9 protein-coding genes and 2 riboswitches are annotated in these 9,706 nt (G+C 53.0%); of the genes, 4 read left to right on the top strand and 5 right to left on the bottom strand.

The features are described 5' to 3' along the window. The first annotated feature begins 5 nt into the window (after positions 1-5). The 3 genes from HPY71_15075 (at position 6) to HPY71_15065 (ending at position 2,895) form a co-directional block, all read left to right on the top strand. Positions 6-407: a flagellar motor protein PomA gene (locus HPY71_15075; protein NPV54813.1), complete on the top strand. Its 402-nt coding sequence runs from the start codon at positions 6-8 to the stop codon at positions 405-407. Positions 408-424: 17 nt separating this feature from the next. Then, complete coding sequence (locus tag HPY71_15070; protein ID NPV54812.1) at positions 425-1,123, top strand: OmpA family protein; 699 nt, start codon at positions 425-427, stop codon at positions 1,121-1,123. Positions 1,124-1,281: 158 nt separating this feature from the next. Continuing rightward, the gene (locus tag HPY71_15065) at positions 1,282-2,895 is read left to right on the top strand and encodes a diguanylate cyclase (protein ID NPV54811.1); all 1,614 of its coding nucleotides are present in this window, start codon (positions 1,282-1,284) and stop codon (positions 2,893-2,895) included. A 177-nt stretch (positions 2,896-3,072) separates the two neighbouring features. On the opposite strand, the gene HPY71_15060 is transcribed toward HPY71_15065, so the two are convergent. After that, positions 3,073-3,405 (bottom strand): hypothetical protein, encoded by a 333-nt coding sequence (locus tag HPY71_15060; protein NPV54810.1) that lies wholly within the window; start codon positions 3,403-3,405, stop codon positions 3,073-3,075. Between the two features lie 113 nt (positions 3,406-3,518). Then, a riboswitch (cyclic di-GMP riboswitch) is annotated at positions 3,519-3,607 on the top strand. On the opposite strand from HPY71_15060, the gene HPY71_15055 reads away from it, so the two are divergent. Next, entirely contained in the window at positions 3,588-4,157 is a 570-nt protein-coding gene (locus tag HPY71_15055) for a hypothetical protein (GenBank protein NPV54809.1), read from the top strand. (Overlaps the previous riboswitch by 20 nt.) A gap of 24 nt (positions 4,158-4,181) precedes the next feature. On the opposite strand, the gene HPY71_15050 is transcribed toward HPY71_15055, so the two are convergent. From HPY71_15050 to HPY71_15035, 4 genes are all read right to left on the bottom strand, one after another. Beyond that, positions 4,182-7,499, bottom strand: coding sequence for a hypothetical protein (locus HPY71_15050; GenBank protein ID NPV54808.1), 3,318 nt, complete (start codon positions 7,497-7,499; stop codon positions 4,182-4,184). A gap of 144 nt (positions 7,500-7,643) precedes the next feature. Then, positions 7,644-8,474, bottom strand: coding sequence for a hypothetical protein (locus HPY71_15045; GenBank protein ID NPV54807.1), 831 nt, complete (start codon positions 8,472-8,474; stop codon positions 7,644-7,646). A 23-nt stretch (positions 8,475-8,497) separates the two neighbouring features. Next, positions 8,498-9,010, bottom strand: a complete 513-nt coding sequence (locus tag HPY71_15040; GenBank protein NPV54806.1) for a hypothetical protein — start codon at positions 9,008-9,010, stop codon at positions 8,498-8,500. Positions 9,011-9,085: 75 nt separating this feature from the next. Further along, positions 9,086-9,175: riboswitch (cyclic di-GMP riboswitch) on the bottom strand. A gap of 196 nt (positions 9,176-9,371) precedes the next feature. Further along, positions 9,372-9,706: hypothetical protein (locus HPY71_15035; GenBank protein ID NPV54805.1), on the bottom strand; the 335-nt coding region annotated here is incomplete at its 5' end.

The raw sequence follows: 9,706 nt of genomic DNA, 5'->3' as shown, positions 1-9,706 counted from the left end.
AGAGGATCCTGGCAACCATGGCTTCTCTAGCGCCGGCATTTGGCATGATCGGGACGCTGATTGGGCTGGTTCAGATGTTAAGAAACCTGGATAGCCCGGATAAAATCGGCCCGGGAATGGCTGTTGCATTGCTCACCAGTTTATACGGGGCACTCTGGGCGAATCTCATCTGTAACCCCCTTGCCGGGAAGCTGGAAATGAGGAGTGAGCAAGAGGTTTTCGTAAAGCTCTTAATGGTGGAGGGACTCCTCGCAATACAAAATGGGGAGTCTCCGCGGCTGATTAGAGAAAAATTGTACCGTTTCCTGGCGCCCAAGAAACGTGAGGAGACCCCCGCCCCAAGGGAGGCACAGGAAGCAGGCGCACATCAGGTTGAAAATATTTCAGATGAATCCATTACTGCTTGACAGATGGGGGGTCAAATATGTTGCCAGATTTTATTGGAGAAAAAAAGAACAAAAGTCAGGGGCAAGGCGAATGGATACTGACTTACTCGGATATGATGACTCTCCTGCTGACATTCTTTGTGCTCCTTTATAGCTATTCAAGGGTGGATATAAAGAAGTTTCAACAGATTGTAGCATCATTCAGGAAAGCCTTATCAATCGAGACAGTAGTAACGTTTGATGGATCAAAAGCCCCTCCAGGAATATCAGATGAAGAGATATTCAACCGTATCCGTGGCCTAGTAGAAGAGAAAGAGGGGCTAAAGGGCGAGGTAAGTGTTTCGCTGGACGAACATAGAGGCATAGTCGTTAGATTTGGGGAGAGGATACTCTTCGATCTCGGCAAAAGTGAATTAAAACCAGAAGCCCTCCCTATAATTGCAAAAATCGGTAAGGTCTTGCGCGAGGTACCGGATGCAGAGATAAGGGTGGAAGGACATACGGATGATATACCGATAGATACCATTCTTTACCCGTCTAACTGGGAACTTTCTGCAGCTCGCGCTGCGGCAGTCGTGAGGTATTTTATAAAAAGCTGTGATTTGAAACCGGAACAATTTGAGGTCGTTGGTTATGGAGAATTCAAACCCGCATATCCCAATGCTAGTGAGTATTTTAAGCGGCTAAATCGGAGGGTTGAAATAGTCATAAAAAGGTCGGGAGAAAAAGCTTCTTGAAGGCTATATCAGTGTCATGTCCCGTCAAATGGTGGCCCTTCCTTCTTTCCGGGCCCCTTCTACTCCTTTTTACACCATTATACGGACGCTACTCACGATGCTTAAGAGTCCTAAGAGAAAGCCAGGAAGAACGATTGCGGCTAAGGAGGCAGACGGTAATGGTTGAAACCTCTAACCCAAAGGAGTTTGCCGATTTACAGAAATTATTGAAATCTATAGAATCCTTATTCGCCTCTCCTGAACTAGAGCTGATCCTTACGCGGATCATAGGCCTCGCCCGTGAGGTCCTGAAGGCCGACTACGCCAGTATCGCCTTGGTAGACGAGAAGGGGAGTCTTACCAAGAGCGTGGAAGACTTCACGAAGGTCATCCCTTTAGAGCGTAGAGCCAGGCCAGAAGGTCTTACCATGCAGATAATCGGCACAAAAGAGCCTGTCCTCGTTCACAACGTTGAGACAAGCCATCGGAGCTCAAACCCGGTCCTTATCGAATTAGGAATAAAGTCTTATGTCGGCGTTCCACTGATTGTTGATGGGCGGGTCCGCGGGGTTCTCTATGCGCACAGCTTACGCCCGCGAGCCTTTGCGAGGAAGCTTTCTCTCATTACAGCCTTTGCCGGTTACGCTGCTGTGGCACTGAAAAATGCCCTCCTTGTAGAGGAGCTGAGAACTCAGGCGATCCGGGATAGCCTCTCCCGACTTTACAACCACAGGTATTTTTATGAGAGGCTTGATGAGGAGATTAGAAGATGCAAACGGAGCCATCAGATGTTCTCCATAATCATGTGTGACCTCGATAATTTTAAAGCCATCAATGACCTCTATGGACATCTTGCAGGTGACGAGATCCTCCGACACCTAGCTTCCGTCTTACGTGACTGTCTTCGTTCCACAGATATAATCGCCCGATACGGAGGGGATGAATTCGTAATCCTGCTCCCTGATACAGATAAAGCCGGAGCTGCATCGGTAGCCCGAAAGATAATGACATCGATAGGATCCACCCTCTACCAACCCACCCCCGAGATATCTTTACTCCTCACAATAAGCACGGGCATCGCAACGTACCCCTCTGATGCAAGTTCTGCCCGTGAGCTCCTGGACAAGGCTGACCAGGAGCTGTTCCGGGCCAAACGCATGGGGGGCAACCAGATTTGTATCTATGGCACTCACCCGATTGTGGAACCCGGGGCTTTATTCCAAAGAGAGATCCAGAATAGCTTCGTATACGCCCTCGCCCACGCAATTGACCTCAAGGACAGGTCGACATACCATCACTCCCACCAGGTGTCGCGTTTCGCGGTAGAAGTAGCCACACGGCTCAACCTCCCCAAGGAAGAAATAGAAAAGACGAGGCTTGCCGCCCTCCTCCATGACATAGGGAAAATCGGGATCCCAGACAGTATTCTGGATAAGTCAGATAACCTCACGGAAGAAGAATGGGCGGTGATGAAACGGCATCCGGAAATCGGCGCCCAACTCCTTAAACACATCCCGGGTTTTGAAGAAATTGCTCCGGTCGTGGCCAGCACCCATGAATATTATGATGGGAGCGGCTATCCCAAAGGTCTTAAAGGGGAAGAAATCCCCATTTCTGCACGTATCATCCTGGTTGTCGACACCTACTGCGCCATGCGTAGCCGGCGGCCCTACAGAGACCCTATAAGCCATGCGGAGACCGTAGACTACCTTCGAAATCAAAGTGGCAACAGATTTGATCCTAAAGTGGTCGAGGCCTTTCTGGCTTTCTTTGAAGGACGTCCTAAAGACTAAATGCCGATCGCTATTGAACGTCTATCGCCGTCTAAGTAAAGTCCCATGAGACTGTTGATATTCCCCAGCAGTTGCCAATCTGACCATGCACGGTGGCCACTTTCCGGGATTTCACCGCACCATATTGGCATAGAATGGGAGAAATCAACGATCTCTCTCATAAGTTTTCAACTGATTCTATGCTGCAAGCGTTAAGGCTTCCGAAGCCTTTAGTTCTTTGAAAAACGTCTTTACAGCGTCTATGAGCGCATTCATGTTACTGTAGAGTCGGTTTGCTGCAACTACTGCCTTGAGACGCCACCAAATCTTCTCTACAGGGTTGAGTTCTGGCATGTAACATGGTAAATAGTAGAGCAGCTTTACCCTCGGGTGACTGGTAAGCCATTCCTGTACAAGTTTGGCCTTGTGGATGCTGTAATTATCGAGGATGATATGGATCTTCCCGGTCGGGTAAAAGCTAACGATATGGTTGAGAAATTCGATGAATTCAGTAGTCCGTTTCCTGTTGATTCTATGCTATATCGGGAATTCATGCAACTCTCTCGCCTCATTCTGACGGCAAAGATCCCTTGCATCATAACCCCAAAAGTGGTAACATAAAACCAAAAGGGATATACTCGAGATCTCCGAAAGGGCAAACCCGCCGAAAGGCGGGGGCGCAAAGCCTCGGGTCTAAGGCAGGAGTGGTTGCTATGATGGCCGGGCTACCGAAGAGGTCAATTTTATTTTCAACGTTACTTTTCATAGTAGTAGCCCTCACGACAAATATAGTCTCCGCGCAAACCAATGATACGGCGACCCATCTAGTCCAGGTTGTTATCCCTGAAGCAATAAAGATCTTTGTGGAAGCCGGGGATCTGGCCTTTGACTTTGCCCGGGAAAAGGAGAAGAGCTCGTATCCTCCTGCGGACTACCCGGCATATTACTATCCACTCGCCGGGGAGGGCCGTGATGGTGCGGTAGCTATAAAAATACATTCGAATGTTGCACGTCAGTGGTTCCTGTATGTCAAGCCAGCGGGCGACCTCACCGACGGAACGAATACGATACCGATCTCCCAGCTGGAGTGGTCTACCGACCGCGTGACGTGGACAAGCTTCCCCGGCGGGGGTGGGGAAGGGTTCGGGGTGTTGCTCTTTTCCGGCAACCGCCTAAATGGGTGGGCCCAATTTAACGTATACTATAGGCTGAAGCTTACAGGGGAGGAAGTCGGCGGAACCACCTACGGGACCACATTTAAGTATACCCTTGTAACGCCATAGGGGCGTTACAAGGGTTCCCGCGCCCTATTCTCGGATCGTAAGCTTCAGCTCGCGATCAAAAGAGGCACCTCTCAGAGTGGTGACATTCACGCGGACTACGTAAGTCCCCGGTGCTGCATCAGGGGGCACAGGGCAGTCCGATTCCCACATGTAAGGATCCTCCGGTTTCACCTGCATGTCATCCCTCCAGGGGAGTGAGACTGTTATCTCATCCATGGCCACCAAAGAGCTCACGGTAAGTCTGGCCTTTTGCCCGGCGTAAAGGGTCCCAGGGATGAGTCGGGCCGTTACCAATTCACCTGACTCCGTGATTACGACCGGCACACGGCGGGTCCACTTTGCTCCCGAAGGTTCAACGGCCGTTACGGTGAGTTGCACGGGGCCCGGCTTCGCGTCTTCAGGCAACTCGATATGGCCCGCCCACTTGCGGCCCTTCCCTTCAAGAGTAAATATCTTCCCCGTGGGCAGGGTGACGGTCACGCCCGCAAGATCAAGGGAGGACTCGACTGTCACCTTGGGCTCTGCCCTGCACGGGATCGATTCAGGCTGCACCTTTATGTTGAGTGAAGGGCTCCTCTCGGCTATGAAGGTTGTCACTATGGGCTTCACCTTCGCGCGCAAGGTGAACGTCACATCGGAAACCGTCTCCCCCGGTTCTACCTTAGGGGTAAGGCTGCCGGTCACTATCTCATATCTCTCTGAGAGATTACCTGGTAATTCTATGCTGACGAGGTTTTCCCCGGGATACAAACCAGTGAGGGTAAACCTCCCGTCAGACCCGACGAACGCCCTCCTTTCGTAGGCACTCCCATCTTTCAGGCCTAATGGCACTGCCTTTATGAGAATGCCCTGGAGGTCCTTCTTCGACTCCTCCTCTCCCTCGACGTTGATCCTGCCCCCAACAAAGCCTCCGCGGAAGAGCGCCACGTATACGTCCTTGGTCTCCCGTTCCCTTAAGGTTACCTTCACATCCCTGGCTAAGTATCCCATCGTCACAGGGATGGAAGCCACGTCCAGGGAGAGGACGTGCGTGCCCGCCTGAAGGCTTCTGAATTCGCAGATGCCGTCCTTCCCGGTCTTAGATGCCGTCCCTTCCAAGCGCAAGCCTATGCCTGGAACCCCCAGCTCACTTGGGCCCATGGCCCCGTCCCCGTCCGTGTCCTCAAAGACAACCGCCCTGATCTTCGCGGTGGCCCTCGGGATAAGATAATTGAACTTTCGCGTGAAGGAAACGGTGTATTCTCCCTTGTCGAATCTCTCAAAGCCGAACGCCGTCCCCGCCCCTCCTCCCGAAAACTTGCACCCGAAGGACACGGTGCTCGCATAGTCGAGCGCAAGCTTCCCCTCGAGGCCTATGGTTGCGATGTGCCTGGGGATCCCCTGGTACCGGGATTCTTCAATCTCGAGAAAGGGGGCCAACCTCGCCGCTCCTTCCCATAGAGGGATCTCTCCCCTAACCGCGGCGCCCACGGTGCCGGAGAGCTCCCCCGACTTAAACTGGGTAAGCTCGCGTGAAACCTTAAGTTCAAATCTGCCATCCCCTACCGGCCGCCCCCATCCGAGCTCCATTTCCGTCTCAACATATGAATCCTTTGAGGTCGACGGATATACCATCTCTTTTCTCCTCAGCGACATAGCATATGTGGCGCCCGTATGAAAACGACCCCACCTCAATGAGAGGGTCGAAGACGAGAAGTCCTCTTCTTCCCGCAGGGGATCCTGGCTGTAGGAATTAGAAAACTCACCCCTTAAGTCTAGGTGGCCCCCCAGGCCCACTGAAATGCTCCCTGTCGAGGAATTATACGGGGCCCTGTCGGCACGAGGCGGCCCGTATTCGCTGGTGAGCTTGAACGAGCCAGTAAGGTTTGCCGTGCCGATCTTCCCTACTCCAAGGGTGGCCTCGTAGAGATTTTGACCATATCTGGCCTCGCTGGGCGAGGTATTGCCGAGCCCAAGGGATAAGGCGATTCCATCCTTGTCGTGCCGTAGACCCACGGTAGCTACGCGTTCCCCTACGTCCGGCATTTCCCTGTCGAAGGAGACTCCATACCCGGCAGTCAGGGTAAGCCTAGGATCCAGTCTCCGTTGCGCCTCGAAGCCGAACATCCCCTTCCCCTGGAACAGGGGAAGGGCATCCCCATAGAATTCTGAATAAACAACCCGCGCACTCGTGGATTTCCCCGGCGAGAGGTCCATTGTTAGTTCCGCCAGCCGCCCCTCTTTCTCAGGATTCGCCTGGTTGCCTTCCCCCAGAGCGAGACTCACCGATGCCGTCTTCCCGGTGCTTGACAGGATGATCCCCTTGGGGTACTCGGGGCGCGCCATCCAGCTTAAAGGAGCGCCCGGCAGGCTTCCCCATGATGCCTTCCAGGTATCACCGGTGAGCTGAAGATAATTGGGGAGGATCATTGGACTTCCCGTTTTGGATACGAGAAGCCCTGTCATATCAACCGATAATCGGAGATTTTCACTCAAGGGGCCTGACAGTCTGAGGCTGGGACCGAATTCCTCCAGCTTCCCGGAAAACAGCGAAGGCGGGATATTCACCGTGACCTCCCCCGGGAGGACATAGAATAGCTTTTCGTCGGGCATAGACGGGACTACTGAGCCGGCGACGGTTGTGGCAATTAAGCCCTGAGCGGAAACTTCAGGCCGGTTAACTGACTTTACGACTATAGTCAGCCGGTCCGTGCTCCCGATGGGGGCATTCTTGGGAATAAAGTGCTTTATATAGACCGCACCGTTCTGGAGCGGGCTCAGCGAAATCCTCGAAGGAGAGACTTCCGCCTTCCAGCCCAAAAGAGAACTCACTGTAACCTCAAATTCGTCCTGGCCGTTCCCCCTGTTTTCCGCGGTTACCGCGTATATGACGGCCGTCCCTCGTTCACCGCTTTTCCCCTCCGGCAGCGCCAGAGCGACTTTGGAGACAAGGGCAACCTTGGTGATTGTCCTTCCCCTTAATTCCAAGCCCGGCGACGACCTCGGCAGCAGGACGAGTTCAAGCACGTCTTCTGTACCAGCAGGGGCACTGTCGGGAATATGGACAGTAACAGGGATGAGCGTCCTCTTTCCTGGCGACAGCTTTACAGAGGCTGTAAGCCCGATGGTATCCCATCCGTTCTCTGAGCCGCCGCGGACATCGCATACCTCCTCCCTGTCGGAGTCGTTTAGCACCTTGAACACATGGGTTATAAATGCTCCTGGTTCCCCTTCCATCTCGGAGGGAGATATCAGCTCCAGGGCATATACAGGAGACGCAAGAAAGATGACAGCTACAATCAGACATAGACAAAGAAGACAATAGTCCTCCAGCCTTACCGTCCTTCTCCTCGAAAAAAGCATCGCCTGACCTTCCCGATGATCCAAGACTATGCGGCGTCGGGTGCCCCCGCCTTTAGGCGTGGGGCGGTTGGCGCATGAGACGGCCCCTTTCCAGCTAAAACCTGCTCGCAGGCCCTCAGGAGACAGGGTAAACGGCCCGGCCTTTTACTCAGGCACCTCAAGTACCGTCTGGCCCGCTATCCGCGTTGCCCCTCCGTAGTCGATGACGGCAAGGACTATGTATTCGCCCGGCGAGAGGGTCCCCTGCCACCTGAAGGGCAGTTGCACATAGCTTTCGGGTAGACATACGCCACGCGTTTCCTCGATGAGCGCGACCCTTCTCCCGCCTGCGTCCTTCAATTCTACCGTCGCGTTCAGCACGAGGTGAGTGTTCCCTGTGTTCTCAAACCCGATGCGGCCCGTAAGCATTTCTTTGGACCTGTCATAGTCAACCGTGAGATCCGCAACGCCCCCCTCCCTTTTAATAGTTCCGCGTATGTTTACATACACTACAACCCCAATCCTGCCCACCACGGAGACCCCGAACATCCCTGAGACCTGTGAAGGGGCTGATTCGAAGAAGACAACGGTCCTATACTCGCCGGAGACTCCGCGAGGGACGCTTATGCTGACGCGGACGTCCTGTGTCTGCTCTGGCCCCAGGTCAAATTCTATGGGGACGACCTTGGCCCAGCTGCTTGCCGAGCGCTCTCCTGTTCCAGGCGGAATGGGAGTAAACTCGCCTTCTTGGGAGAGGAGCCAATCCATTACGTATGCTTTGAAGTGGATCCTATCGGGGGCGGAATTGGTAACCCTTATGATCTCTGTAGTCGACTCCCCGGGGTCGAGGAGCAATTCAAGCTTGGAGGGACTGACCCCCATGTCCGTGGCGGCTTGCGCCTGGAGGGGGGAGAAAATCAGGGCAGTGATATAAAAGAACAAGGTGGCTTTGATGGCCACCCTGCGCAGCTCTCCTGGCCTCATAGTCGCAGGCATCTTCCGATTCGCTCCTGATTCTCTTAGATTGTCACAAGGATGTATGTAATAGTGGCCGTGTAGGTGCCGGCAGCTTCGTTCCCGTCAAGGACTAACTTGTAGAAGACATCATGCTGCGCCCAGCCGGTAGTCTTGGCGGTCCCTGAAAACACTGTAGCCGCCGTGTTGCTCATGGCTGTGTAGGTGCCCTGTGCCTCGGTGCTCCATTTGAGGTCACTGATCGGTTTTGTCGTGGGGCCGGTGAAGTTTGCGGGCCCAACGACGCGCACCTGCCAGTTTCCAGACTGGTTATAGTGCACCTTGACCCAAAAACCCGAGGTGGGACCATAGGTAGCAGGGTACTCATCAGGCGGGTAACCTTCAAGGGAGAAGGTTACGTTTCCAGCTAGCCTGAGTCTTAACGACACGGGGACAGTTACACTGACATCATGGTACTTGGTATCGTCTGGTGGTTCAGCGGCCGCCATCCCGGAAAAGACCAGTAACCCTACGGTCGCCAGGAGCAGCATTGTAAGAATTAATAGGCTTCGTTTCATTGTTCTCTACCTCCCAATGGTTTGTGCGCCACCCGGGCCGGCTGGCCTGTCAAAACAAAACCCGGCCCGGACGGCTTGTCCTGGGGCCGGGTTCGCCACTTACTCCGCGTTGCCCATCGGCGACCAAGGAAGTAGGAACAACGCTTCATTGATTCCCCAATGTTTCTTATTTTTTACCACAGATTTTTATATCAGGTCAATATGTTTTTCCCGCCGCTTTTTTCGAGATTACCCGAAATAAGGACACGTAGGCACTAATTGGCTGTATAAAATGAAAAATATTGTGAGCTTAGACGAAAATACGCAGGTACTAACATTTATATCCCGATCCTCGGCCACCCCACAGTATGGGCATATAGTCTTAATAGTTGAAAGCCATGGCTGGCTTTAATCTCTGTGTGCGATAGATGAGATGTGAATCTTCCTCTACAATCTCAATCCTCTCACCCCCATAAAGATTGAGCGCGTAACTCCCAGAATATTTAGGGAGCAAACTTTTCTCTGATATGTAGACCCTCCCACCTTCGAACCCAACCTTCACGGAAGCATTACGTCTGGTCATGCCGGCCGAAAGCCCGTCCAGCAGCTTAAATAGTCTCAGTTGAGGGAGCAGATGCGACGGGAAGTCACTTGGAAGTTCATTTTCCTCATGATGATGGTATCTTATGATATTGCACACCTCGTCTCCAAGCTTGT

The sequence above is a fragment of the Bacillota bacterium genome (assembly GCA_013178125.1).
Lineage (GTDB): Bacteria > Bacillota > SHA-98 > Ch115 > JABLXJ01 > JABLXL01.
Note: the sequence above shows the minus strand (reverse complement) of the source record. Positions and strands in the feature narration are given on the sequence as shown.